Annotated in this window: 25 protein-coding genes; 7 read left to right on the top strand and 18 right to left on the bottom strand. The window is 48.9% G+C overall.

The genetic code is table 11. The features are described 5' to 3' along the window. Position 1 precedes the first annotated feature (1 nt). Entirely contained in the window at positions 2-205 is a 204-nt protein-coding gene (locus ACFFLE_RS10735; RefSeq protein ID WP_380572030.1) for a hypothetical protein, read from the bottom strand. A gap of 174 nt (positions 206-379) precedes the next feature. Between ACFFLE_RS10735 and ACFFLE_RS10740 the strand changes: the two genes are divergently transcribed. Next, positions 380-568, top strand: coding sequence for a hypothetical protein (locus ACFFLE_RS10740; protein WP_380572032.1), 189 nt, complete (start codon positions 380-382; stop codon positions 566-568). Between the two features lie 33 nt (positions 569-601). On the opposite strand, the gene ACFFLE_RS10745 is transcribed toward ACFFLE_RS10740, so the two are convergent. Continuing rightward, on the bottom strand, positions 602-2,080 hold the full coding sequence (locus tag ACFFLE_RS10745; protein ID WP_380572034.1) for an aldehyde dehydrogenase family protein: 1,479 nt from the start codon (positions 2,078-2,080) through the stop codon (positions 602-604). Positions 2,081-2,193: 113 nt separating this feature from the next. Between ACFFLE_RS10745 and ACFFLE_RS10750 the strand changes: the two genes are divergently transcribed. Beyond that, positions 2,194-3,399: an RNA polymerase factor sigma-54 gene (locus tag ACFFLE_RS10750; RefSeq protein ID WP_380572036.1), complete on the top strand. Its 1,206-nt coding sequence runs from the start codon at positions 2,194-2,196 to the stop codon at positions 3,397-3,399. A 12-nt stretch (positions 3,400-3,411) separates the two neighbouring features. Here the strand turns inward: ACFFLE_RS10750 and dapA are convergent, their stop codons facing one another. From dapA to ACFFLE_RS10775, 5 genes are read right to left on the bottom strand one after another with little or no spacing between them, the layout of a single operon-like run. Beyond that, positions 3,412-4,299 carry a 4-hydroxy-tetrahydrodipicolinate synthase gene (gene dapA / locus ACFFLE_RS10755; RefSeq protein ID WP_380572038.1) on the bottom strand — a complete coding sequence of 296 codons (888 nt, stop codon included), beginning with the start codon at positions 4,297-4,299 and terminating at the stop codon, positions 3,412-3,414. Continuing rightward, positions 4,277-5,713 (bottom strand): Na+/H+ antiporter NhaC, encoded by a 1,437-nt coding sequence (nhaC, locus tag ACFFLE_RS10760; RefSeq protein WP_380572040.1) that lies wholly within the window; start codon positions 5,711-5,713, stop codon positions 4,277-4,279. Before nhaC ends, dapA begins: the two co-directional genes overlap by 23 nt. A gap of 17 nt (positions 5,714-5,730) precedes the next feature. Further along, positions 5,731-6,456 (bottom strand): hypothetical protein, encoded by a 726-nt coding sequence (locus ACFFLE_RS10765; RefSeq protein ID WP_380572042.1) that lies wholly within the window; start codon positions 6,454-6,456, stop codon positions 5,731-5,733. 13 nt (positions 6,457-6,469) lie between these two features. Beyond that, positions 6,470-7,471 (bottom strand): proline racemase family protein, encoded by a 1,002-nt coding sequence (locus ACFFLE_RS10770; protein ID WP_380572044.1) that lies wholly within the window; start codon positions 7,469-7,471, stop codon positions 6,470-6,472. After that, complete coding sequence (locus tag ACFFLE_RS10775; protein ID WP_380572046.1) at positions 7,468-8,646, bottom strand: NAD(P)/FAD-dependent oxidoreductase; 1,179 nt, start codon at positions 8,644-8,646, stop codon at positions 7,468-7,470. Before ACFFLE_RS10775 ends, ACFFLE_RS10770 begins: the two co-directional genes overlap by 4 nt. 134 nt (positions 8,647-8,780) lie before the next feature. On the opposite strand from ACFFLE_RS10775, the gene ACFFLE_RS10780 reads away from it, so the two are divergent. From ACFFLE_RS10780 to ACFFLE_RS10795, 4 genes are all read left to right on the top strand, one after another. After that, on the top strand, positions 8,781-10,145 hold the full coding sequence (locus tag ACFFLE_RS10780) for a sigma-54 interaction domain-containing protein (RefSeq protein WP_380572048.1): 1,365 nt from the start codon (positions 8,781-8,783) through the stop codon (positions 10,143-10,145). 93 nt (positions 10,146-10,238) lie between these two features. Continuing rightward, positions 10,239-10,505 carry a (2Fe-2S)-binding protein gene (locus tag ACFFLE_RS10785; RefSeq protein ID WP_380572050.1) on the top strand — a complete coding sequence of 89 codons (267 nt, stop codon included), beginning with the start codon at positions 10,239-10,241 and terminating at the stop codon, positions 10,503-10,505. After that, on the top strand, positions 10,502-10,834 hold the full coding sequence (locus ACFFLE_RS10790) for a (2Fe-2S)-binding protein (RefSeq protein WP_380572052.1): 333 nt from the start codon (positions 10,502-10,504) through the stop codon (positions 10,832-10,834). Before ACFFLE_RS10785 ends, ACFFLE_RS10790 begins: the two co-directional genes overlap by 4 nt. Next, the gene (locus ACFFLE_RS10795) at positions 10,827-11,999 is read left to right on the top strand and encodes an NAD(P)/FAD-dependent oxidoreductase (RefSeq protein WP_380572054.1); all 1,173 of its coding nucleotides are present in this window, start codon (positions 10,827-10,829) and stop codon (positions 11,997-11,999) included. The genes ACFFLE_RS10790 and ACFFLE_RS10795 overlap by 8 nt, the downstream gene beginning before the upstream one ends. Before the next feature lie 94 nt (positions 12,000-12,093). On the opposite strand, the gene ACFFLE_RS10800 is transcribed toward ACFFLE_RS10795, so the two are convergent. The 5 genes from ACFFLE_RS10800 to ACFFLE_RS10820 all read right to left on the bottom strand — a co-directional run bounded on the left by ACFFLE_RS10800 (position 12,094) and on the right by ACFFLE_RS10820 (position 19,259). Next, positions 12,094-13,974 carry a glycosyltransferase gene (locus ACFFLE_RS10800; protein ID WP_380572055.1) on the bottom strand — a complete coding sequence of 627 codons (1,881 nt, stop codon included), beginning with the start codon at positions 13,972-13,974 and terminating at the stop codon, positions 12,094-12,096. Positions 13,975-14,238: 264 nt separating this feature from the next. Next, on the bottom strand, positions 14,239-14,922 hold the full coding sequence (locus tag ACFFLE_RS10805) for a copper homeostasis protein CutC (protein WP_380572056.1): 684 nt from the start codon (positions 14,920-14,922) through the stop codon (positions 14,239-14,241). Between the two features lie 129 nt (positions 14,923-15,051). Next, positions 15,052-15,303, bottom strand: coding sequence for a GlsB/YeaQ/YmgE family stress response membrane protein (locus ACFFLE_RS10810; RefSeq protein WP_380572057.1), 252 nt, complete (start codon positions 15,301-15,303; stop codon positions 15,052-15,054). A gap of 214 nt (positions 15,304-15,517) precedes the next feature. Further along, entirely contained in the window at positions 15,518-17,653 is a 2,136-nt protein-coding gene (locus ACFFLE_RS10815; protein WP_380572059.1) for a bifunctional glycosyltransferase/CDP-glycerol:glycerophosphate glycerophosphotransferase, read from the bottom strand. Then, positions 17,640-19,259 (bottom strand): glycosyltransferase, encoded by a 1,620-nt coding sequence (locus tag ACFFLE_RS10820; RefSeq protein ID WP_380572061.1) that lies wholly within the window; start codon positions 19,257-19,259, stop codon positions 17,640-17,642. The genes ACFFLE_RS10815 and ACFFLE_RS10820 overlap by 14 nt, the downstream gene beginning before the upstream one ends. A gap of 164 nt (positions 19,260-19,423) precedes the next feature. Between ACFFLE_RS10820 and ACFFLE_RS10825 the strand changes: the two genes are divergently transcribed. Then, positions 19,424-20,293: a YsnF/AvaK domain-containing protein gene (locus tag ACFFLE_RS10825; protein ID WP_380572063.1), complete on the top strand. Its 870-nt coding sequence runs from the start codon at positions 19,424-19,426 to the stop codon at positions 20,291-20,293. A gap of 36 nt (positions 20,294-20,329) precedes the next feature. On the opposite strand, the gene ACFFLE_RS10830 is transcribed toward ACFFLE_RS10825, so the two are convergent. From ACFFLE_RS10830 to ACFFLE_RS10855, 6 genes are all read right to left on the bottom strand, one after another. Next, positions 20,330-20,848 carry a hypothetical protein gene (locus tag ACFFLE_RS10830; protein ID WP_380572065.1) on the bottom strand — a complete coding sequence of 173 codons (519 nt, stop codon included), beginning with the start codon at positions 20,846-20,848 and terminating at the stop codon, positions 20,330-20,332. An 86-nt stretch (positions 20,849-20,934) separates the two neighbouring features. Continuing rightward, positions 20,935-21,447, bottom strand: coding sequence for a hypothetical protein (locus tag ACFFLE_RS10835; protein ID WP_380572067.1), 513 nt, complete (start codon positions 21,445-21,447; stop codon positions 20,935-20,937). A 199-nt stretch (positions 21,448-21,646) separates the two neighbouring features. Then, positions 21,647-22,009, bottom strand: coding sequence for a hypothetical protein (locus tag ACFFLE_RS10840; protein WP_380572069.1), 363 nt, complete (start codon positions 22,007-22,009; stop codon positions 21,647-21,649). Continuing rightward, positions 22,009-22,542, bottom strand: coding sequence for an acyl-CoA thioesterase (locus tag ACFFLE_RS10845; protein ID WP_380572071.1), 534 nt, complete (start codon positions 22,540-22,542; stop codon positions 22,009-22,011). Before ACFFLE_RS10845 ends, ACFFLE_RS10840 begins: the two co-directional genes overlap by 1 nt. A gap of 119 nt (positions 22,543-22,661) precedes the next feature. Further along, positions 22,662-23,540: a LysR family transcriptional regulator gene (locus tag ACFFLE_RS10850; protein WP_380572073.1), complete on the bottom strand. Its 879-nt coding sequence runs from the start codon at positions 23,538-23,540 to the stop codon at positions 22,662-22,664. Between the two features lie 123 nt (positions 23,541-23,663). After that, a complete protein-coding gene (locus tag ACFFLE_RS10855; RefSeq protein WP_380572075.1) occupies positions 23,664-24,095 on the bottom strand; it encodes an RDD family protein in 432 nt (143 codons plus the stop codon). Between the last annotated feature and the right edge of the window lie 12 nt (positions 24,096-24,107).

Raw genomic sequence — 24,107 nt, forward strand, 5'->3', positions numbered from 1 at the left:
TTTATCCTATGCTGCGGATCAGTACGGAAATGATGTAGACCACTATCGCGCTTAAGACGAATATGATGGTGAAGCGCCAATATTCACGGCTTGGATACTCCGTCACGCCAAGCTTTCTTAGTACCGTAGTGATTGTTGCTGCGGAAAAAGCGATGCCGCCGATGCCAAACAGCATAAACGAGAGGATGATGAGTAGATCTGTCATGGAAATCTCACTTTCTGGTTGGTATATCCATTACTCTATCAGATTCCAGGACTCAGATATAGTTCTTCATTTTCATATATACCTATATAATGAGGACTTCAAGAGAGCATCATCCGCGTTTCTAGTGTATAATTACATCAAAGGGCGCACCCATGTCCTAAAAGGAGTGGTAGCATGAAGAACTCGACCAGACTGCAGGAGTTTCCGACCATCCCCTACCTGTATGCCGAGCGCCATAACCCACCCGTCTCAACGTACGAGCACACTTTAGGCCAATACCGCGATGCCGAAGGCAGGCCGCAGTTTTTGGACGACAGGCCAAAGCGTAGTACAGATGAACAGAAGAAACCCCACTCAAAATAGCCTCATTTTGAGTGGGGTTTCATGCTTATATTACTACTGCTTCATGTTGACGAAGACGCTTTTGACTTCTATATAGTTTGAAATGCCGTAATCTCCGCCCATTTCACGTCCGATACCTGAGTTTTTATAGCCCCCGAAAGGCATCGTTTCAAGTTCCAGACCGAAGTCGTTGATCCACACGGTTCCAGATTCCAGCTTGCTTGAGATATAATGGCCCGCTTTTATGTTCTCCGTCCAGACGCTCGCAGCCAGACCGTATTCGCTGTCGTTTGCACGTTCTATCACTTCATCCACTGTATCAAAAGGCAGTATGGACATGACCGGTCCGAATATTTCTTCGCGCGCTATCGTCATGTCATCCTCCACATCGGCGAACACCGTTGGTTCCACGAAGTAGCCCTTACCTTCCGGACTGTTGCCGCCGGTGACCAGGCGTGCACCCTCTTCTTTTCCTTTTTCGATATAGCCCATTACCGTCTCGAGCTGCTTTTTGGACACAAGCGGCCCCATATCGGTGTCGGCGTCGAGTCCCGCGCCGAGCTTCAATGATTCAGCCCGCTTCTTCATCTCTTCAATGACCTTTTCATAGATCGGCCTTTGGACGAAGACGCGCGTCGTTGCGCTGCAGTTCTGCCCATGATTGTACATCGTACCGTCGAAGATGCCGTCCAGTGACGCTTCGAGGTCCGCATCGGCAAGGACGATGCTCGGCGATTTCCCACCGAGTTCAAGCGTGACGCCGGTGATATTCTCAGCCGCCTTCTCCATTATCGTCCGGCCCGTTGCCGTACTGCCTGTAAAGGCGAGTTTATCGACGCCAGGATGCGTGTTCAAAGCACCGCCCACTTCACGGCCGGAACCGGTGATGATATTGACCACGCCGTCCGGGAAGCCGGCCTCTTTGAATAATCTGCCTGTATAGAGCAGTGACAGCGGCGTCTCGGAAGCGGGTTTGATGACCACGGTGCAGCCTGCCGCAAGAGCTGATCCGAGCTTCCATCCCGCCATGGCAAGCGGGAAGTTCCATGGGATGATCTGGCCGGCGACCCCTACCGGTTCATGGAGGGTGTAGGTGATATGTTCTGTAGAGACATTCGTCGTCTTGCCGGATATTTTCGTCGCCCACCCCGCGTAATACCTGAAGTGCTGGATGGTGCCGTCTACATCATCTTCAAGGGCAACCTTGTAGGGTTTGCCGTTATCCAACGCTTCCAATTGGGCAAGTTCTTCACGGTTCTCTTCCAGCAGATCGGCGAATTTATAGATCAGGCGCTCCCTGTCGGCCGGTTCCATACGCGTCCACTCGCCATTGTCGAATGCATCACGCGCTGCCTTGACTGCCTGATCGACATCATCTTTTGTGCCGGCATCCAGCGACACTATCTTCTCCTCTGTCGCTGGATTGGTCACATCGAATGTATTGCCGCTGTTCGACTGCCTGTATTCGCCGTTGATGTATTGTCCGCTTGCATTGTCAATGAATCGTGTGACATTGTCTTTCAATTCCATCATCTATGACACTCCTTGTACTATTATAAATTTCTTAATACTCACATTATTGATTATACATATCTTTTTAAAGGATGTATAATTGAACCAGACATATCATACTAGGAGGCATGAATATGCTGACTCTCGACACTCATATTTCAAACGATCAGACGCTGGCTTTGAACCATTACCTTTTTCATGGCATCCAACTGTTTAAATTCAACCAGCAGGAATTGAACCGTTACATAAAAGATAAATGCGCTGCCAACCCCCTCCTCCTGATCGACGAGGAGAAGATGCCGCTCGATGTCTTGGCGTACCATCACGACGCATGTGGCCCGGACACCCTCAGTGAGATGCTTCTCGATTTCAGATGCACCCTCCCACAAGATGACTTCAAAATCATCCGCACACTGATATACTCTTTGGATTCAAATGGGTTTTTGGAAGCGGATCCATGCCATATCGCAGAGATGGAGGGCGTCCCGCTTGAGCGGGTGCATTCAAACCTCGAACGATTGAAGGCCTACGACATGCTTGGTGTCGGCTGCAGTGATGCGATGGATTACCTGCGCTTCCAGCTTATAAATGACGACCACTATGATGAAGCACTGTTCCAATTGTTTGCGAGCCATCTGTCATCGATCGCCCATGATGATTTCAGCTTCCTGGCCGACGCCTCTATCTCGACCGATGCGTTCCTTGACTATCTCGACCATATCAGATCACTCGGGTTATCGCCGTTATCTTCTCGTGACAACGCGTCAATCGAGCCCGACGCCTTCATCACCCTCGGTGCGGACGGTGACATCCAAATCGAAATCCCCGACCATCTGATGGGCAGCATCACATTCGAGCCGCTGGCATTGTCTGCAGATGACCCCGAATTCGACAAGCTGATGGATGGGTTCCAGAGAGAGTACGAAGAGCTCGTCTCCATAATGAATGCCAGAAGCCGGTATATGCATGAAGTCCTGAGCGTCATCGCCACCGTACAGAAAGACTATCTGTCGGGCAGGAGCAGTTACCTTGAGACGCTCGATCAGACCATCATTTCGGATAATACCAGCCTGAGCCCGGCTACAGTAAGCCGGCTTCTCGTCAATAAGTACATCTCCACCCCGCTCGGCACGATGCCACTTAAGGCCCTGCTGTCAAAAGAAGCCGTGTCGGGCGTCTCCCGGAGCAAAGTGATCAATATGATCCGCCAGATTGAAGGGTTCCCAGGAATGCCGGACGCCCGCATATCCAAAATTCTCGAACAGCGCGACATCCACATTTCCCGGCGCACCGTCAATAAATATAAAAATGAGATACTGTCTGGTTTGAAAGAGGCGTAGAACGCCTCTTTTTTAATTCAACTTTTCCATATATGCCTTCAACTGTGCCGTTTCCTCATCAGTCAGCCCAAGTCTCGGCTTCCTGGAAGGGCCACCGTTCAACCCTTTTAGGTCCATCGCTTTCTTGACGATCTGGACGAATTTCCCGGAGTTCTCGAGGAACTCGCATAGCGGCAATAGATCCTTGTTTATTTCCTTCGCCGCTTCGTAGTCCCCGGCCTCGACATGTTCAAGCATTTTCGCCGCGCTGTTTGGTGCAATGTTTCCGGCTACCGATACCCATCCTGTAGCACCGTGCAGGAATGATTCCAATGCCAGGTCATCGGAGCCGCAGAAGATATTGAAATTCGTATTTCTTGCGATGTCCCTGAGCTTCCTTATATCTCCGCTCGATTCTTTGATGTGCGTCACGTTGTCGAGTGTCTGATCGATCTTATAGATCGTTTCAAGATCGATGTCGATGCCTGAAGTGAAGGGATTGTTGTAGAGCATGACCGGAGTGGATACGTGGTCGTTGACATCCTTGAACTGGTGGTAGATTTCGTTTGATGTTGGACCCCCGTAGTATGAGTTGATCACAAGCAGTCCGTCTGCACCATGCTGCTCTGCATGTTCTGCGTATTTCAACATCTTATCCGTGCGTTCATCGGAGACGCCGACGAGCAGCTGGGTATCGGTGCCTTTAACCATTTCGCTGACCAGTTCCACAATCTGCGCCTTTTCATCATCGTCCAGTGAGACGAACTCCCCGGTGCTGCCGACAATGACCAGACCGGATACTTTCTGATCCAGATAATAGGAAACGTTCTCCTTCAACCCTTCATAGTTCACTGAATAATCTTCATGCATCGGTGTGATAAGTACTGGGAAAACCCCTTTAAGTTGTTTGTTCTTGACCATTTTCAATCTCCTCCAATTGTTTGTTGTCTTCCTTTTTCAATATGAACTTGCCTGTATAGCCGTAAATGAGTGTAATGATCATGACCAGGAAGCCGTACCAGAAGAACGGCAAGTATACGAGCGTCGAGACGCCGAGCGTGGTCGCCATGAACACCCCACCGTCAGACCATGGGACCATCGGTGTCGTTATGGTGCCCCCGGCTTCTGTATTCCTCGACAGCAGCGACCGGTCAAGATTAAGCCTGTCGTAGTTCTCCTCCGTTATTTTGGTACCCGTCAGGAGCGACACATAGGCCGCACCACCGAAGAAGACACCGAAGAATGACGCCATCATCGTCGTCAAAGTGACATTGCCCGTATTGGTCGCCCAGTTGGCCAGAATGTTGCCGATCACTTCAAGGGCACCGATCGACTGCAGCAGCCCACCGACCCCGAGTGCCAGTATGATCAGCAGGATCACTTCCAGCATGAAGGTGACGCCGCCCCGGTTAAGCAGATTGTCGATGAACGGTATGCCTGTCTCCAGGGAACTGCCGCTGTAGAGCGTCTGTATGGCTTCAATGAATTCATACCCTTGGAACCATGTCGCCCACAGGCTGCCGAGCAGTGCGCCGAACATGATGACTGGCACTGAAGGCATCTTCAGTATCAACAGCGCGATGACGACACCTGCAGGAATGAGCATCACCCATGAGATGTTGAAGGTCTGTGAGAGCCCTGCCATCGTCTCTTTGGCAACCGTCAGGTCCCCACTGCCCCGGGACAGTATCGCCCCGACCACCCAGTACAAAAGTGCTGAAATGATGAATGCCGGCACCGATACGTACAACATCGACTTGATATGCCGGAACAGATCGACCTTCGATAAGGATGCGGTCATGACCGTAGTATCGGATAGCGGTGACATCTTATCCCCGACATAACATCCTGAGATGACAGCGCCTGCCACCAGGTAGAGGGGCAATCCGAAGCTCTCGCCGATGCCCATCATCGCGATGCCAGCCGTCCCGGCGGCACCAAAAGATGTGCCAGTCGATAAGGCCGTAATCGTACAGATGATCATCGCCGCCATCAGGAAGATGCTCGGGCTGATGATGTTCAAGCCGTAGTAGATCAAGGTCGGCACGACACCCCCGGCGATCCATGAGCCGATCAGTGCGCCGACTGCGATAAGGATCAGTATGGCCCCCATCCCTTCATGTATGCCCTGGAGCAGGCCGCGCTCCATATGCAGGTAGGAGTTTCCGAGATAGATGCCGACGCCCATGATCATGAACCAGATGGTGAGCAGGGCGAGCTGTATCGGCAGTTCCAGTACGAGGATGAACGAAAACATGATGATGACGAACATCACCAGTATAAAAGCCAATATTTTGCCGCTTGGAAGTTTCCTTTTCCTTGTCCCCTTTGTCATATAAAAACCCCTTTAATTTATTTGATGACGAAGCCGCGCGTATATATATCCGTTTCATCAATATAGAATTGTGAATTCGATATGAAGAAATATGGATGGTGATACATGCCTCCAGCCACTTCGACTGCTGCGCCGTTGAAGGCGGTGGTTTCGTGGCTGCAGTGGAGCAGCGAGATCACTTCATGGACCGGATGGGCCACGATATCACCCTCTGCATCAAACACCAGATGACGGCCCCGATTGAGGTACACGGTATAGTCATGCTGGCCGTCACTGCCGAGTGTCTCCTTGATTTCAGCGAGGCGGTCTATCTCCAATGTGATATCCGTTTCAAGCAGCGTAATCGTTTTATCACCCGACCGGAAGGAATTGCCCGCTTCAGCCACCTCGGCAAGAGGGGTATAGGCAAGTTGTGAATGCTTCAAATCGAATGTGCGGCCGTCGCAGATGACGCTGTACGACGCCCGCTCCGGCAGTCGGCCGCGGTCGATCAATGTCCGGACCAGCGTCTTCAGCATGGTTGCCTGGTTGTGGACGCCTGAGAAACTGTCGATGTAGGTGTGGATCGTGTCCCCAGACAGATGGTAGCCCATCACGTTGACATATTTGCTGCCGCGGGGCTCCCGGGCCATCAGCTGCCTCATATCGAACCCGTCCGGGCCGTAGTCAAGCTGGTCGCTCTGCACAATGCGCATCAGCTGGCCATGGACATGTACGTCGTAACTGTCTATCACTTTAATCATCAATCCTACCCCCTTATATTTCCGGAATGAGCAGATAGCCTTGGCTGAGCGGATCATCCGGATCCATGTAGAAGTCGTGTCTCGCCATCAGCCAGGCTGAACCCGTTATCCTGACCTTCAGATAATCCACCCCATCCTGCGCCGCCACAGACAAGATCTGCGCTGAAAATTTCGACCCTGTTATGCTTTCATGGATGAAGGACTCCCCGACCTGCATGCGCCCTGCCTGATGCAATGTCGCTGCCTTGGCGCAGGTGCCGGTGCCGCACGGCGAACGGTCGATGCCCCCAGGTGGCACGACGACGGCATTCCTGACCGGGTCGCCTTCTTCGTAGAGTTCCATATGGGTCAATTTGTTGATGAAGGAGAATGACGGGTGCCTGACTTCATGCGTGTCATTGATGATGTCCCGGATCGCCATGGCCTTCATCACAATCTCTTCGGAACGGTCCACGTCAAGTGCCACCCCAATGTCAGATGCCTTGATGATGCCGTAGAAGTTGCCGCCATACGCCACATCGCAGCGGACATCCGTGTAGCCGCCGGCATCGACATGCACGGTTTTGAGGTGGAAGGAATCGGTGCTGACGAAACTGACCGATTCGACTTTGCCATCACTGACGGTGCATGTCGCCTCCACCATGCCGGCTGGCGTGTCGAGGACGATGGTGGTGAGTGGTTCCTGGCGTTCTACATATCCGAGCTCGACCAACGCCGTGCATGTGCCGATCGTGTCATGGCCGCACATTGGCAGGTAGCCGCCCGTCTCGATGAAGATGACGCTGAAATCTGCTGCATCATCCAGCGGCGGCAGCAGAATCGTGCCGCTCATGACGTCATGCCCCCTCGGTGGGTTGACCAGGAATTTACGGATATGATCGTGATTTTCCTTCATATCGAGCATCTTTTCCTGGATCGTCTCACCCTTTAATTCAGGCATCCCCGCCACGACTGTCCGCGTCGGGTTGCCGCCTGTATGCGTATCGATGGTGATGAATTGTTTGCTGCCATTCATGTATGTATCCCTCCTTTGAAACGGTTGATGTCAAGCGGCGACAAGTCTTCCTCTAGGGTGCCGGCGAGCATCTCGGCCATCCAGTGCCCCGTCACGGCACATAATCCAATGCCGTCCCCTTCATGACCTGCTGCCACATAGAAGCCATCTACATCAGTTTCCGATACGATCGGGAGATGGTCCGGTGTCCAGGGGCGCAGCCCCGAATAGCTGCGGATCATGGACATGTCCTTCATGCCGGGGAAGAAGTGTATTGCGCGCTTGGCGATCAGCTTGATGATACTGTGATCCACTGTATGGTCGTACCCGATGAATTCACGGCTGCTGCCGAGCAGGAAATTCTGGCTGTCTGTGGCCTCATGGACCAGCGCGATGCCGTAGGCATTCATCTCCGCATCCGCTGTCCGCTCCTTGCCGAATTTGGTCATCAGATAGCCGAATTCCTGGATTTTGCGCGTGCCCATCAACTCGGCGCGGCTTGATACGAGTATATGGCCTTTCCTCGGCGTGATCGGAATGTCGATTCCAAGCATCCGCCCGACATGCGGGGCGTATATGCCGGCTGCATTGATGACGTGTTTGGCTGTGAATGCCTTCTCATGCGAACGGACGGTAAAGGCATCCCCCTCCTTCTCGACAGCCGTCACCGGCGTATATTCATGGATATCACAATCCTTCTTTTCCGCCTGATGGGCGAAGGCATATGTCAGCATATAGGGATTGAGTGTCGCATCATTTGTGCATTCGATCCCACCCACAAGGTGATCCGAAAAATGTTTGGAATCATTCTTAAGGTCCTCACGGTCGAGCTTCCTGAAAAATACTGCCTTATCGTTCACTGCATTGTGCTGGTCCACCCAACTGTACGCCTGCTCAAGCTCCGCTTCATTCTCGCACAGGAATATGCTGCCTGGCTGCCTGTACTCAAAAGGCATATCCAGTTCATCGGGAAGCGCATGGATGAGCGCCTGGCTTTTTATCGCCATGCGGCTGTCGAAGCCCGGCTCCTTGTCGATCAGCAGCACGTTGCCGTCACATTTGGATGATGTACCGGATGCAAGCCCCCGGCTTTCCAGGAGTGCCACCTTGAATCCCTTTTCGGCGGTATGGTAGGCGATGCTTGCGCCGATGATGCCGCCGCCTATTATCAGGACATCATAATGTGGTCGATTCATTGTCTTGCCTCCCCTCTACTGTCTATAAAGAAAAAAGCATGCCACATTTAAATGGCTGTATTTCTTTTGTCATTTAATATAAACTGTAAAGAAACATATAATTTATTAAAATTTCTGATAAAAGGATGGGTGCAATGTTCGAAACACACTTGATTGATGAACTGATCAACTTCCATCATCATTCGTTTACCATCATCAACAAAAACGAGGAAATCATCTATTTCAGCCGGCGTGCAGAAGAGATATTCAATATGCGGGCAGAAGACATCACAGGGCGTAAAATCTCCGATGTATTCCACAAGGATAAACTGGTCATCCTCCAATCGCTGCGCAACAAGCGCACCATAGAAAAGAAGGGGCATCAGGCCACCCCGGAAATATTCGTCGACATCAAATCGGTGCCGCTCATCATCGATGGAACGGTGCAGGGGGCGGTAGTATCCGAGGTCGATGTGACGGAGGAGGTGCGGCAGAAGGAAGAGATCCGGAAGTTGCAGAGCCAGGTGGAGACGCTGTCGAGCAGCGTCAAAAAGATCCATTCCGAAGATCCGTTTAAAAGCATCGTCTATAAGAGTGCACAGATTGAAGGCGTCAAAAATCAAATACGCCAAGCGGCAAACACAAAAGCGAACATATTGATCACCGGCGAAACCGGGGTCGGTAAGGAGCTGTTCGCCCGGGCGGTACATGATCTTACATTCAAGGACAAGCCGTTCATCCCGATCAACTGTGGGGCGATCCCTTCGCACCTGTTCGAATCCGAACTGTTCGGGTACGCAAAAGGGGCCTTCACCGGCGCGAACCGGCAAGGCAATAAAGGCAAGATAGAAGCGGCCAAAGGCGGCACGCTGCTGCTTGATGAAATCGGTGAAATGCCCATTGATATGCAGGTCAAATTTTTGCGGGTCCTGCAGGAGAAGCATTACTTCAAACTCGGCAGCACAGTCGAAGAAGCGGCGGACTTCAGATTGGTGTCCGCAACAAACAGAAAGATTGCCGATCTGCTTGCAGGCGACGATTTCAGGTCAGACCTGCTGTACCGCATCAATGTCATCAATATACATATTCCACCACTTAGGGAACGGCCTGACGATGTGGAATCCTTGTTCTTCTATTATCTGCTTCAGATTTCGCAGAAATATGGCATTGAGATGCGCTACGCGGACCGCCAGCTCGTCAACTTGCTGAAGGAATACCATTGGCCCGGTAATGTCAGGGAACTCATCAATATCGTCGAACGCCTCGTCATCTTCTCCGGGGGTTCCCACCTCGATCCAGACATTTTCCTCAAGTATTTGGATGAAGTGGACGAAGCGCGTCCGCACACCTACCCTGCTCTAGACGGTGATACCGCATTGAAGGGGTTCATCGAGCAGGCTGAGTCGGAATATTTAAGGCACATGCTCGACAAGTTCGACTCCAATATCGAACAGACCGCAAACGCCCTGTCCGTCAGCCGCCCGACACTCTACTCGAAGATCAGGAAGTATGATCTGTAGACGTCGCTCAGGTTAAGTGCCAAGTCATTTTGGGCTGGCACAATTATTTCTTATCAATGGTATAGAAGCACAGAAACGATAGGAGGATCACAAATGACTGAAGATTTCATCGTCTGCAGGTGTGAAAACATCTACATGTCGGAATTACAGAACATCATCGAGGAAGGGGCGACCAACGCGCGGGAACTGAAGTTGAAATCCCGTGCCGGAATGGGCTTCTGCACCTCCCGGACATGCGGCCCGTTCATCGAAAAATTGACCGGGGACCATAGTGCGGAACCGACCTTCATCAATCTCAAATCGCAGCCCCCGATACGGACGGTTTCATTTTCAGAACTGATAGAGGGGGGATCGGAATGACGAGACGGATCACCCATCACGCCATCCTCGGGCCGGTTGAGGATGACAAGGTCCCGTTCAGCTGGGAGGGCCGGACCTTGTATGGCAGCAGCCGCGACAGCCTGACATCCGCCCTGCTCGCAAACGATGTCCGCATACTCAGGCGCCATGAAAAGGATGGAAAGCCGCGCGGCCTGTACTGCAACATCGGCCACTGTTCGGAATGCCGGGTGACGGTGGACGGCCGCCGGAATCAGCGGGCATGCATGACGCCGCTTGAAACGAATATGGCCGTAGAATCACAACGGATGCTTCCGTACCTCACAGAAGGAGGGAAGCGCGATGTTTGATACGATAATCATCGGCAGCGGCCCGGCCGGCCTGAGTGCAGCAGGCATATTGAAGGATGGGCAGAACGTCCTCATCATCGACGAATACTACCATCCCGGCGGCAGGCTGCTCGGCCAGCTCTACGAAGAAGAGAAGGATGTGTGGTGGAACGGTCAGGAGATCGCCGACTCCCTCTTTGGCGATGTCAAAGAAGCGGTGGCCTTCAGGCCATCCACTTCCGTCATCAATATAGAAAAGGATGCCCATTTCACGATCCATACGACCAGAGGCACATTCGAATCATATAACGTCATCGTCGCCACAGGCGCCCGTGAGAAATCGTTCCCCCTGCCGGGCTGGGACCTGCCCGGGGTCATGACGGTCGGGGCGGCACAGGTCCTGACCAACTTCCAGAGGGTCGCCCCGGGCGACAGAGGTGTGATCATCGGCATGAACCCGCTATCTCTGGTAATCGCACTCGAACTCGGCTATGCGGATATAGAGGTGGCCAAGATCTGCCTGCCGCCGGACAATCCTTTAAACGAACAGTCCCCGATGGATGCCTTTGAAACATTGTTGTCGCTCGGGGGTCTCGCGCCTTCAAAGTTCATCGCATCGGCCAGCCGGTTCGGTGCCAAACTGCCAGCCTCCCATAAGGCTGCGGTCAAACTATTCCCAAAAAGCGGCGTCAATGCCATGGGACTGCCCATTTCCATACGCGAGAAAGTCACACGCATCAATGGCCAAGAACAGGTCGAATCCATCACCGTACAGCAGGTCGATTCAAAGGGGCGTACCTTATCGAAAAAAAGCCGGACGATACCATGCGACTTCGTGTGCATTTCCGATGGTCTCGCACCGCTCAGTGAAATATGTTCCTTATTGAATATGAAGCATGTCTACATTGAATCACTCGGCGGCTACGTCCCCCTCCACGACAGCAGGATGCGGACCGAAATAGAAAACCTTTATGTGGCAGGTAACATCACAGGCATAGAAAACGCGAAAGTCGCCATGCTGCAGGGAGAGCTCGCCGCTTCCCAAATCCTTGGGGACGAGGCAAACAGCCGCACACTTCTTGGGAAGATCAACCATGAACGCCATTACGCTAAAGTGAAGTTCCATCCCGAACTCACCCGCGGCAAAGAACAGCTGGAGAGTCTATGGTACGAATACATGAAATGAAAACGAGCGGGCAGGCCGATTCAGGCCTGTCCGCTCGTTCAATAATGAAGCTACTCTCTCACCGGGTATAAAGCGTAATTTAATAAGATGAGTATTAATATATTGCTTCCACGTAATCTAAGTTCGCTGTCATATAAATGTTTTCTCCCACTACTAATCTCGGGGTCAGTTTCTTTGTGTATACAATATCGTTGACCTTCATTATTTCTCCGGGTTCCAACGTCCTTAATGGATCGGTTTTAAAAGAAACTGATTCGTATAGTTTGCATTTTCTAATTATCTTTACTTCTTTTGGAACCTCGAAGACATACCCGCCAATCAAGTCATCAGTTAGTTCCTTCACAAGTTTCTTATTAGCTGAAATGATGTAGCCTTCCTTAGTTTTAAGCCTCGGGGTGCCACGTTGAGATTTGACAGTATCATCAATGGAGATGCGTGTGCCCGCTTTAAATCTTTTTGGCGATATATTTTTGAAGTCTTCATCAAGATAGGTATTTATATCTTTTACTGCGACTATATACTGAGGCAGCACACTAATGTAACTGTCAGCTGGTAGCAACGATTTTTCGGATCTTTGTTTAAATTCAACTTTAAAATTTTGTCTTTTCTGCTGGTATGTCTCACTTGCATTTGGAAGCGAGGAGTTCACCAGTATCGACTTGAAACCATCGTATGCAATCCGCAGATTAATTCCTGCATCTTCATTAAACTTCAAATCATTGGTACGTATATAGATTTTGTTGTCCTCTATTTTATATTTTATACTTTGCTGCTTTGATTCGTCGGATATTTTTGACATGTATACGCCATTAATATCAACCTGCGGTTCTTTATAGAAGTGGATTATTTCGTAAAAATCGCCGTTAAGATAATGGGTGCCTCCATAAACGGCAAAGCATTCCGCTGTAACATCATTAAGTCCAGAAAATTTGGATGGGAACCTCTGATGCACTACACCATTTTCAACATAAAAACTTTTATGCCCTTCTACAACCAAATATTCAAGATATTCCTCCAGATTTGCTTTGTTGGTATTAAATAGACGATAAATATTTTTAAACTTGTCTATCTCAATATAATCTTCGATATTGAGGCCATTTTCCGAAAAGGTTTGAACAACTTCCCCAAAGATCTTATAATATTTATCTTTTTCTAAGCTGGCGAGGAAAGTTTTGGTATGAAAAAAACGACGCATAAAATCAACTTCGACCATTCGGGAAAGTATTGATTTTTTAGCTGATTGAGGTATCTCAAGTTTCATTATTTTTCTCAGCAAGGTTAAATTAATTGCTGCTTTTTCAAGGATGCTTGTCCCTCTTACCAAGGACACATTTTCTGCGTGACGATTGACATGATATACCGCCTCATTCGTCATGGAAGCATTTTCACACTTCGATATAAGCTCTGTAAAGAATAATTTATCTTCGCCAAACGCCATGTGTTCGAATTTTATATTATTATCTATTACTATAGAACGTTTGAAAATTTTCCCGGGTGGTCCTACTGCCCTGAATATTTTGTCTATCTCATATGGAACCAATTGATTTTCTTTTTTATAGGAAGTGAAAGCGCCCAGTTTAGTAATATTTTTGTTTGTGTGTTTATAACTTTGGCCAAAACCGATATCCGCTCCATTTTCTTCCATTTGTAACAGAAGTTTAGGGAATCCTTTACTATCCAACCAGTCGTCTGCATCTAAAAGAGCCAAGTATTTCCCTTTAGCTTCTTCAAATCCTATATTCCTCGGACGGGAAGGGCTCCCAGAATTTTCTTCTAATGGGATTACCTTTATGAAGTCATACTCCCTGGAATAATCATTCATTATTTCAAGTGACCCATCACTCGACAGGTCGTCCACACATATTACTTCCAGCGTCTCCTTGTCTATATCAAGATTTATTAAAGAATCTAGACATTGATGAAGATACTTCGCCTTATTATATACTGGAACTACGATGCTTATTAGTTTTTCCAAGTCATAACACCTCACATGGTATTGTGTCCACCCAACAATTACATTACTGTTCATTATACCCTAATATTTATTTTCCACACCATCTGCTGACAGCCACACGATGACTGATCTCAAATATTTACTTCATCATCTTTTTTCGAAAGCAGATATCATTATCGGTTCATCAGGACAATAGGACGGAAATTCCATAAGGGGGCCTCCCCGGATGGCACATGTTCATCAATAGTTTTTGAATCACACGGCAGGTTGGTTTAGATAATTTACCTACTTAACCTGATTTTTAATCGTCAGAACTGCTTGTTTTGAAATGCGCCCTTCGTAGGACCACCCTTCTCTGATGCCGGTACCGAAATGGAGTGCGTCTCGAGTGGGCGCCTCCATTACCCGAGAAACATTTTCTGTGTTCAAACCGCCCCCAGGCATGATTGTAAGAGGGTGCCTTTCTACTATCTCTATCAATTCCTTCAGTGTCGCTGTATTATTTACAGAGGCGCCTTGTCCGCCTGAAGTCAGGAGGGTTTTGATTTTAGGGTACCGCATGAGGATTTCAAGTGCCGCCAACTGATCATCCACCGCATCGAATGCTTTATGGAATGTCACATCCAAGTCACCGCTTTCATCCAGGAGGATTGCCAATGCTTCTTCATCGATTGTGCCTGAGTCTGTGAGACACCCGAGGACAATGCCAGCTGCGCCGCACTCCCGGACTGTTCTGATTGAGGACCGCATCTTCTCCATATCCTCCCTGGAGTAACAGAAAGACTCGCCGTGTGGCCGGATCATGACATTCACCGGAATATTAGAGTGCGCTGCGGCCTCCTGGATCAGGTCCGTGCTTGGCGTCAGACCATCCTGCTCCATATCTGTACACAACTCTATACGGTCCGCCCCGAAATCATTCAAATCCTGTACGTCCTGCATAGTTACCGCGATGCCTTCTATAATCACATTTTCCACCTCATTATCATCGTTGCTATCATCATACCAAAAGGCGCGCTTTGTGGCGCCTCAAACCATACATATAATTTAATATGTAAAAAAAAGCCATCCCGTGGCGGGATGGCTCCGTTCATGCTTCTACGCTTTTCTCAGTGCCTTCATGATGAATGATACGACTAGAATGAGGATGATCGCACCAAGCAATCCGCCGATGATGCTGACGCCACCGACTGTAGGACCGAAGCTGAGTCCGATTGCGTTCGCAATGGCCGCGCCTACAAGGCCTGCAATGATGTTTCCGATGATGCCGAATGGCACATCTTTACCGATGATGACTCCAGCGAGCCAACCGATGATGCCACCTACAATCAATGTAATAATCCAACCCATTATCAAAACCTCCGAATATCTTTGAATTATAACTGGATACAGATATCAGATACCACCTAAATGAAATTTTAAACTCAAATTCCTGGAATTTAATTTTGCCACCGGCAGTAGCCGTTTTGTCTATACCCCAATTCGGTTGATATGCAATCCTCTAGTCTTCAATCGATGAAATAAAGGCATGCCGCGCCGACATGCCTTGCTGATAATCTTGATGTCACTTGTCGAATACGATATCCACAACCTTCTCGGCCGCCCTGCCGTCATCCCAGCTGCAGAACCTATCATAGAAGGCATCGTACCGTTCTTCATAGTCCGCGACCACCTGGTCGATGTTCTCAACCGCTTCGAAAAGTGCATCGTTGTCCCGGAGAAGCGGACCGGGCAGTTCGGTCTCCATATCGATATAGAAGCCGCGCAGCTGGTCCTTGTACTTCTCCAGATCATAGGTGAAGAAGAGGATCGGCCGCTTCAAATTCGCATAATCGAAGAATACGGAGGAATAGTCGGTGATGAGCATATCGGAAATGAGATACAGTTCACTGACATCGTCATATCCTGATACATCATATGCGAATCCTTCCAGCCCAGTCAGATCCATCTTGGAGGCGACGACATAGTGCATCCTGAGCAGGATGATGTACTCCTCGCCGAATTGCGCCCTCAATCTTTCTAGGTCGAGCTGGAGGGTAAACCTGTATTTCCCCACCTTATAATATTCATCGTCCCGCCATGTCGGGGCATAGAGTATGACCTTCTTGTCCCTCGGCAGGCCGAGTTTCTCCTTGATGCTCCGGATGATGACCGGATTGTTGTCATTCGTCAATATATCGTTCCGCGGATAGCCCGTCTCGAGCATTGTATTGTTGAACCAGAAGGCCCTTTTGAAGATTTCCGATGAATAGGGGTTCGGGGCGATGAGATAATCCCATTTGTCCGTCTCGTTGTTGAAGTTCCTCTTATAGCGTACAGCATTCGTCCCCGGCATATGCACGGCTTCCATGTCGCCTGCGAGTCGTTTCAACGGCGTGCCATGCCAAGTCTGCAGATATTTCTGGCCGTTCCGTTTGATGTAGCTGTTCGGCATGCGCACGTTGCTCACGATATGCTTGGCCCGGGCGATATAATAATAATATTTTAACGAAAAACGCTTTACCGTCTTAGGATCGCCGGGTATCTTCTGATTTTTGTTCAGTACCCAAACGAGTTTATGACCCGGCCGTTTCTTAAGCATATATTCATAAATATATTTCGGACTGTCCGAATAGGCTTTGCCCTGGAAGCTTTCAAACATCACAAGGTCATCCATCAGAGCCATCCTATTGAATATGCGCTTATAGATCAGTTCTTTACGGCCTTTCTTGGATCTGATTCCTTTTTGTATATCCCTCAGCAGATGATGGAAATTACTCAGCCGTTTGAATATGCCGACTTTATTGGTGCGTATCGCCCGGATATCGTTCAGCAGAATCCTGTCCCGATTCTCGAGTGATGCTGGGTTGATCTTATTTATGCTGGCAGCAAGGTCATCGAAATATTCATCGATGAATGAATCATCTTTGAATTTCACTACAAGATGTTTTCGATAGAAGTTAAGCAAGGTATTGTCCAAAAACATCTCCGCTTCGAGGCTGAGCGGCTTCTCTTTCAGCGTGTTGTAGACTGTAAACAGATCTTGCATGCGCTGCTCCACCGGCAATTGTCTTAGGGAAGGATGGTTGATCGGATCGTTCCGCCTTCTTCTGAAGTAGATCGCTTCACTGACATAGGGCACCACTTCAACCGATTCCAATAGAGGGATCATGAATGTAAGGTCTGAGAAGCCCTCGACCGTTCCGTCAAAACGGAGGCCTAATTGCTCGACCTGTGCCTTTGAAATCAGGAAGTTCAAAGCTGAATGGTTCCGAATCAGATTGTATTTTCTAAGACTGAACATCTTCAACTTGTTGGTTCCAGGCATGATGATGGCAAAACTTGAACCGAAATCTGTACGCTTCATCTTTGCTCTGATGACGGGGTAGTCGCCTACATTTTCCGCCAGCAGCTGCAGCGTATTTTCTGAAATGTAGTCGTCGCTATCCAGGAAGTAGATATAGTCTCCCTGAGCCATATCCATGCCTATATTACGTGCTTCCCCTACTTTGATATCATGATCGGTCTCTATGAATTTAAACCGCTCGTCTTCTGTATATTTATCTCCCACCGCTCTTTTGAGGGCGCCTGTGTCAGAATGGAGAATCAGCACTTCATAATCTGCATATGTCTGCCGGTGTATGGATTCAAGCGTTTCATTTATAAAGTTTTCATTTTTTTCTGCTGGTGTGATGATTGAAATCATTTTATTTTTTAGCACCTCGACTTTCGTCCTGCTTCATTAAGTGATCGATTAAAGTAAACCATTTCTCCCTATAGCTATCAATATTGAATTTGTCGTCCATCTTGTATTGTGCTGCCTTACCCATCTCTCTTGTTTTTTCAGGGTCTTTGAGCATTGATATCATCCTTTCGGATAATGTGTCAATATCCCCTTTTTCAATTAGATAACCGTTCTGTCCATCATCAATCATGTCTGAAGGCCCATAACGGATATTGTAGCTGATGACAGGCGTCTCGTTGACCATGCTTTCCATTACCGATAAGGAGAATCCCTCCGCTTTAGAAGTAACGGCAGAAAGCGCACCAGAACGGTAGATTTTCGCTGGATCTTGAGTATATCCTTTAATGAAGACATTCTTTTTGAGTTCGAGTTCATCGATTAGATTAATATAATCCTTCTTCTTATCGCCTCCGCCCCAAATTTCAAGTTGAGCTTCCGGTACAGCTTCTACAACCTTTTTGAATGCCTTGATTACATGATCAATATTTTTGATGCTTGAAAATCGTGAAATAATCACTACTTTCTTCATGTCCCGTTTAAAGGAGGGGGGCTTGCCTCGAAGGAGATTTTTAGTTTCTCTAAAGGTCGTCTTGATAAAAGATTTTATTGTCTTCTCACTTTGGTGTGCTTCATAGTAATTTGGAATGACGTAAATCTTTTCCTCATGACCAAAACGCTTGGCAATATCCATCTTCTGCTTTTCAGTCAACACTATAAGGGCATCAACCTTATCTATATTTTTTATGGCAGATCTGTTTCGGATATTCAATTCCGATTTTGGGTCATCCGGATCTTTAAGGTGGTTCGAGTGAGGGCGGATGGCACGTTTTGCTTCAGTATCACCCAATAGTATCAATAGCTCATCGGTGGAACGTGTATCTGAAATCAGAACAGGCGGGGTATTCGTCTCCCCCACCACTTTTTTCAGCCACTCTGCCTTATGCTGATTAGTGTCACCATCAGTCTCAGATAAAATCATGTGGTTTTTCGCAAGGTTCGTGACACGTACCCTCTCCTCCGTGGCTGGATTCCACCACATAATCAGAAAACTGTCACCATCCTTGTCGAAAAACACATCTTTTCTCATCTTGTTCTCTTCCGAGCTGTAGTACTTTACTCTGGTCATATCACCATAATAATTATAGTGTGCCCTGTGTGTACGTTCACCCTCATTATTGAAGTAATCTATAAAATCTAGTGTGTCATCGGCTCTTAAGGAAATGTATTTCTCATACTTGCCCTCTTTATATAGACGATACGCGTTACGAGAGCCCCGTTTAGAAATTTCATATTCTTTCTTATAGTCGGATATATCCACCTTTATACTATCTGTCTGTATTCTTTCATCTTGATAGCCAGCCCGTTCATCAAATAAACTGCGAATACGCACGTTCTTGCTCACTTTATTTTTCTCTTTTAATTTACGGACTATCTCTGGAAAACGAGGTTCGTACCTGAAAGTCAATATATCTGTATCGTATCCCGCATCCGCAAAAGTGCTCGCCTGCCTTAAGGAAGCATGGGTCAATCCTCCCCGATTGAGATCTACAGAGTTAAGTAAAAAAATAATTTTAGGTTTCATCTTTATCATTCCTATTCTAGTCTATGATAAATGTATCTACGATGCTCAATCTATTATACATTAATGGTACCGATGCCTTCCACCGTTTAACGGCGCGTACCATGGGTATTAGTCTATTGATTGGGGCATCACTACCTAAACGATCAGGAACGGGGGAATTACAGATGGCGATTATAGAATCTTTTTCGAATGACAAGGATCTGCTCGGGCGCATCGAACACCTGAAACTGAAAGGGGTCGATGCGTCACGCATGACGGTCATCACCAAGGAAGATCCTGGTGAGCGGGCGTTCGACCACCTCGGCGTCAAACAGCGGAGTACGGAGGTGGACACATGGGACCGCATCGTCTCATGGTTTGCGGATGAGGATCCGGAGACCCAGGCGATGAACAGCCTCCGCCTGAGTGAAGCCCAGCAGGCTGAATACCGCCAGGCGCTGATGGACGGCAAGCTGCTCCTCCATATAGACGAGCCGGATCCCGTCAAGGGCGGTTTCTTCCACGATGCGGACAAGGCCGATTACATCGATCCATCGGACAGTGAATACAGCTATTGGACAGACAATGGAAATGATGGCCGTAAAAGGGAGGCCCGTTTTTCCAGAGACCACCAGGCAGAAGCGCGCACCGCTTCTCCAGATCACGATGAGGAGACCATTGAGTTGCGTGAGGAACGTGTGGATGTTAATAAGGAAACGGTCCAGACAGGAGAAGTCGAGGTCAATAAGTCCACGAACATACGGGTGGAAGAATTTGATGTGCCCGTCACCCGCGAGGAGGTCACGGTCGAACGCATTCCAGTAGAGGGCAGTCCATTGGCCGAGACCTATGAAGTGGCGAAAGAAGCTGGCGTCGAGCGTATTCCGATTACCGAAGAACGCGTTCGGGTCATCAAGGAGCGCGTCGTCACTGAAGAGGTCGTCATCCGCAAGCAGACCGTCGAAGATGTGGCGCACATCAGGGAACCTGTGCGCTACGAAGAGGCTGATGTTACTGAAAACCTTCCAAAAACCGATACGGACTACAGAAGATAGAAAAAACCCAGGCTCAAAAGCCTGGGTTTTTAGGTATCATTTTGATATCGTCCTGTTGTTTTTGATGGCCACGTGGAAATCTTCAAAGCATTGGAAATGGGCAGGATTCATATTGCGCAGCGTATGATTGCGTACTGCACCCTTCTCGTTCAGGACCTTTAGGAACAATGCCCCGGATTCATACTTTGGTTCGGTCAGACCATTTATCACTTCGTGGTCCAGATTTTGGATTTCAGTAAAACGGAAATGGCTGATTTCCCAATCGGCCTCCCCTTCTCCTTCCTTTAGGATGGAACGGTGGACCACCATAATTTCATCCTCGAGCAGGAAGTAGAGCCCGGTACGTGTCAAATTGATCAGGCATGTACCCAGACAATGGACGTCCTTCTTCTGATATGAACTGAAGATCGGCTCATGTTCAAGAAAATTGTTCGCCTGGGTGATGAAATCCAGTTCCTTTCCTTCCAATTCATATGAAGCACCAACGACTTCTGTCATGGGCTCCGGTAATTCTATATCATTTAAATATTCATTGACCAGATTGTAATGGATCATGTTGCGTTTCCTACCTCTCTTATGTCGTATCAGAAATATACCATGTTTAGGCATATTTTAAAATGCATTCATAACCCCGATGTCAACTAGTGCATGCGGCTGGCTTGACGTATCATCTGCAGGCGCTGGAATTGCTCGAGGTGGGCAGGGTTCAGGTTACGCAATGTATAGTTGCGGATCTGGCGCTTGTTATTGTTCACTTTCATGAACAGCACGCCTGACTCCTTGTCCGCCAGATCATCACGGTCGAGCTTTTCCATATCGAGCGTCTGCATATCATCGAATGAGTAGCGTACCATCTGCCACTGGGCGATGCTGCCGAACTGTTTCAAGAGGGGCGTATGTATGGCGGTTATCCCGTCATCCAGTAACGCATAGATGCCTATTTTGGACATGTTGATGACGCAGCTCCCGAAACAATGGACAGTAAGGTCCCATTCAGGAGGGCGTTCTGCGCGGGTCATGAGGAAGGAGAGTGCGCTGTCGATGAAGCAGCCTTCCTCCCCAGGGAGCGTGTTTTCGAGAGCCTTCAATTCGTTGATGCTTCTGCAGTCGGTCTGCTCTTCCAAAAAAGCATTTACAACATGATACTGGATCATTTCGATCCCCCCCTTGATTTGTAATGAAACGGGTGCAGTTCAGTGCATTGCGCATGACGTATAAGTGTCCGATAAGCATCTCACTTTGATTATACAACATATTAAAGGAATTATATATCATCCTCATGTAAATTTATAGTAAAGACATAGGCCTACAAAAAAATAGCGGCCCTCGGTCAGGACCGCTACTTTCGATTATTCAGCTTATGATGGCGTTGTTGACCACTTTTTCAGGTTTCGCACCGAGTATCATCAGGAATATTTCCGGGGAATCGATATGGCGGTTCTGCTTCAATATATCGAGGAACAGTTCAAACCCTTCGACGCGCCGGAGCTTCTCCACTTCGTCCGCCAATATCTCAAGCACAGAGGACTTGATGAATTTTGGTGTCGGTTCGTGTGCCTCCCCTGTCATCATGTCGGCCAAATACTTGTATTTGACCTGCAGCTGACGGGCAAAGCTCGTGACGTGTTCGAGCCTATGGTACAGGATTGGATGGTTTTCGCTTAAGTGCGCCAGGTCCCTTTCGATCTCACGTATTGTTTTGGTGCTCGCGTACATTATCGGTTCACCTCATCCCATGGTTTGTCGACACTGATCTTCGTCGTCAGTTCCTTGCTGTGTATGCGGCGGTCCTTTCGCATGGCCGTCCGCTTCTTGTTAGACTCATACAGATACTTCTCCTCATCCGTCTCCGGTATGATGCCAGGCACAGCGATTGGCCGTTTCGTCTCTTCATCGAGCGCCACGAATGTCAGGAAGGCCGTTGCCGCGACATTGCGTTCCTCGGTCACCAGGTCTTCCGTGATTACTTTGCAGAAGATCTCCATGCTGCGGTTGCCGGTCGATGACACGAATGCTTCTATGCATACTGATTCGGATTGCGTGATCGGGCGCAGGAAGTCGATCGAGTCGATGGATGCCGTCACGCATTCCCTGACCCGCGCGTGGCGCCTTGCGGCAAGTGAGGCGACGTTGTCGATGCGCTTCATCAGCACGCCTCCGAACAATGTGTCGTAGTTGTTCAAGTCATTCGCAAACACCTGATCGATGCTGATGACTTTACTGTCTTTTGGATTTTTATATTCAACCATTCAAGAAATCACCTTTCGTCTTACTGATGATTCCATTGTAGAACCTGAAAACCCTTTCTGAACAATAGTTTTATTAAATGTCGCATATAGCCTAAAACGATGAAAGCGGTCCCTCGCAATCAGGCAAACGTCTCCTGGAAGTGCTTCAGCCACTCTTTGGTGATGAAATTCATGTAGCGGTCCCGGTTCCAGACGATGCCGAGGCGCCAGCGCATGACGGGCTCCGTTATCTCGACCGCCACCGACGGCGCGCCGAGCAGCCGTGCTACGCTCTCAGGCAATATGCACACCCCAAGCTCCGACTGGATCATTTCTTCTATAAAATGCCATTGTGATGTCTTTGCGATCACTTTTGGGGTGAAACCTGCATTTTTGCATGCGGAATTTATGATTTCATTCAGATAGAAGTCTTCATTGAACATGATGAAGTCCGCATCCCTAAGTGCATCGAGGCCGATGGTGCGGGACTCGGCGAGCGGGTGGTTCGGATGGACGACCAGGCACAATGTTTCAGACAGGAAGGTAAAAGAATCGAAATCGGCGCCTTCAGTCGGCAGTACGGTGATGCCGATGTCGATATCATATTGCCTGAGGCGCTGTTCGATTGTGCCGCTGCCGCTTTCGATCAGCTGATAGGTAATCTTCGGATACTTGTCGTGAAACGTCTTCATGATCGCCATCAGCGGGCTGACGTCCATAATCGGTGGCAGGCCGATGCGGATATGGCCGTGCTGTACACCGACCATGTTTTTTAAGTCATATGCCAACGCTTCATGCATCCTGAGTATCTCCTCAGACTGGTCGTAGAACATCTGGCCGGCATCAGTCAGTTCAAATTGCTTACGGTTCCTGTTGAACAGCCGCACGCCAAGTTCCGCCTCGACATCATTGATCGCCTTGCTGATCGTCGGCTGGGATATGTAGAGCTGGTTTGCTGCCTCGGTCATGCTGCCATGCTTGACGATGGCCGTGAAATAGCGCATATGCTTGATGTCCATGGATGTCATTTCCTCCCCTAGGGTTTCATTGGCCTAATTATACAGCGGTTTCGTTCAAATGTGAAAGACAGATATCCGGACACGTAAAAAGCCCACCGCAACAGCGGTAGACTTCAACGTATGCTATGACATCTGTTTGAATGCTTCCGGTTCGTCGAAAGTGACATAAGTGCCGGCAAGCAGGTCATGGAGCGACCGCTTATCTTTCCGCACACTGACCATAATGGCTGACGCAATGGCTGCGAGACCGAACGTCACGCTGTAGATGAAGAACCCGAGTACTTCACGTATGATCATCGGCCACAGCCCCGCTTTTGAACCATCCACTTTGACGACCCGTATATTCAGCACGCGCTTGGCGATCGTGTACCCGTAGAAATAGGCAGGCAGCAGAATGAAATATGCTAAGCCTGCGATGCTCTCGCCCGTCTGGGTGCTCCCGCTTGTGGTATCGACCTGGAAAATGAATAGGACTGTCGCGACCACCATGCCGACAAGCAGCGCATCAAGCACCCGTGCCCCGAGCCGCACCCAAAATCCTGCTGGATTGGACATTTTTTCACCTCA

Source organism: Salinicoccus siamensis (assembly GCF_042429615.1).
Classification (GTDB): domain Bacteria; phylum Bacillota; class Bacilli; order Staphylococcales; family Salinicoccaceae; genus Salinicoccus; species Salinicoccus siamensis.

Excerpts from the sequence above, each read along its gene's own strand:
- ACFFLE_RS10790 (WP_380572052.1), top strand. The coding sequence starts at position 10,502 with ATGACGAGACGGATCACCCATCACGCCATCCTCGGGCCGGTTGAGGAT.
- ACFFLE_RS10825 (WP_380572063.1), top strand. The coding sequence starts at position 19,424 with ATGGCGATTATAGAATCTTTTTCGAATGACAAGGATCTGCTCGGGCGC.
- ACFFLE_RS10855 (WP_380572075.1), bottom strand. The coding sequence starts at position 24,095 with ATGTCCAATCCAGCAGGATTTTGGGTGCGGCTCGGGGCACGGGTGCTT.
- ACFFLE_RS10775 (WP_380572046.1), bottom strand. The coding sequence starts at position 8,646 with ATGAATCGACCACATTATGATGTCCTGATAATAGGCGGCGGCATCATC.
- ACFFLE_RS10745 (WP_380572034.1), bottom strand. The coding sequence starts at position 2,080 with ATGATGGAATTGAAAGACAATGTCACACGATTCATTGACAATGCAAGC.
- nhaC (WP_380572040.1), bottom strand. The coding sequence starts at position 5,713 with ATGACAAAGGGGACAAGGAAAAGGAAACTTCCAAGCGGCAAAATATTG.
- ACFFLE_RS10795 (WP_380572054.1), top strand. The coding sequence starts at position 10,827 with ATGTTTGATACGATAATCATCGGCAGCGGCCCGGCCGGCCTGAGTGCA.
- ACFFLE_RS10850 (WP_380572073.1), bottom strand. The coding sequence starts at position 23,540 with ATGGACATCAAGCATATGCGCTATTTCACGGCCATCGTCAAGCATGGC.
- ACFFLE_RS10780 (WP_380572048.1), top strand. The coding sequence starts at position 8,781 with ATGTTCGAAACACACTTGATTGATGAACTGATCAACTTCCATCATCAT.
- ACFFLE_RS10735 (WP_380572030.1), bottom strand. The coding sequence starts at position 205 with ATGACAGATCTACTCATCATCCTCTCGTTTATGCTGTTTGGCATCGGC.
- ACFFLE_RS10750 (WP_380572036.1), top strand. The coding sequence starts at position 2,194 with ATGCTGACTCTCGACACTCATATTTCAAACGATCAGACGCTGGCTTTG.
- ACFFLE_RS10845 (WP_380572071.1), bottom strand. The coding sequence starts at position 22,542 with ATGGTTGAATATAAAAATCCAAAAGACAGTAAAGTCATCAGCATCGAT.
- ACFFLE_RS10820 (WP_380572061.1), bottom strand. The coding sequence starts at position 19,259 with ATGAAACCTAAAATTATTTTTTTACTTAACTCTGTAGATCTCAATCGG.
- ACFFLE_RS10770 (WP_380572044.1), bottom strand. The coding sequence starts at position 7,471 with ATGAATGGCAGCAAACAATTCATCACCATCGATACGCATACAGGCGGC.
- ACFFLE_RS10785 (WP_380572050.1), top strand. The coding sequence starts at position 10,239 with ATGACTGAAGATTTCATCGTCTGCAGGTGTGAAAACATCTACATGTCG.
- ACFFLE_RS10765 (WP_380572042.1), bottom strand. The coding sequence starts at position 6,456 with ATGATTAAAGTGATAGACAGTTACGACGTACATGTCCATGGCCAGCTG.
- dapA (WP_380572038.1), bottom strand. The coding sequence starts at position 4,299 with ATGGTCAAGAACAAACAACTTAAAGGGGTTTTCCCAGTACTTATCACA.
- ACFFLE_RS10810 (WP_380572057.1), bottom strand. The coding sequence starts at position 15,303 with ATGGGTTGGATTATTACATTGATTGTAGGTGGCATCATCGGTTGGCTC.
- ACFFLE_RS10840 (WP_380572069.1), bottom strand. The coding sequence starts at position 22,009 with ATGTACGCGAGCACCAAAACAATACGTGAGATCGAAAGGGACCTGGCG.
- ACFFLE_RS10835 (WP_380572067.1), bottom strand. The coding sequence starts at position 21,447 with ATGATCCAGTATCATGTTGTAAATGCTTTTTTGGAAGAGCAGACCGAC.
- ACFFLE_RS10830 (WP_380572065.1), bottom strand. The coding sequence starts at position 20,848 with ATGATCCATTACAATCTGGTCAATGAATATTTAAATGATATAGAATTA.
- ACFFLE_RS10740 (WP_380572032.1), top strand. The coding sequence starts at position 380 with ATGAAGAACTCGACCAGACTGCAGGAGTTTCCGACCATCCCCTACCTG.